General features: G+C 42.3%; 1 protein-coding gene. It reads left to right on the forward strand.

Annotated features, from left to right (window positions below; genetic code table 11):
• Nucleotides 1-556 (forward strand): MFS transporter (locus CYP26_RS04530; protein ID WP_141090081.1); only part of this gene is annotated, 556 nt, incomplete at both ends.

Genomic DNA, 556 nt, shown 5'->3' on the forward strand with positions numbered 1-556 from the left:
AATTTGTGCACTTACAAGCGATATTTTTACCATGCTATTTGGTAGATTTTTACAAGGTGTAGGTGCTATCGGAGCAGTTGCAACTGCGATGATAAGTGACTATATAACAGAAGAAAAACGCTCAAAAGCTATGGCGATAATGGGCGCTTTTATAGGGCTTAGTTTCACGCTTTCTATGGTACTTGGGCCGCTTCTTGCCAAAGACTATGGGCTTTCAAGCCTCTTTTACTTAAGTGCCGCTCTTAGCCTGCTTTGCATTGTGCTTCTTTACACCGTTGTGCCAAAAGAGATAAAAGTGAGTGCTAAAAGTGAAAAAGTACCATTTGGTAAGCTGTTTTTACAAAAAGACTACATGATCATAAATTTCACCTCTTTTATGCAAAAGATGCTAGCAAGCATCGCATTTTTGGTGATCCCTATCGTTTTAGTAAAAGAGTACGGTTACGAAAGCAGCGAGCTTTACAGGGTCTATACCCTTGGCGCAGTGCTTGGCTTTTTGGCTATGGGGCTAGCTGGTGCCCTTGGCGATGGCAAGGGACTTAGCAAGGTCATCTTG

This window comes from Campylobacter concisus, from assembly GCF_002913225.1.
Lineage (GTDB): Bacteria > Campylobacterota > Campylobacteria > Campylobacterales > Campylobacteraceae > Campylobacter_A > Campylobacter_A concisus_J.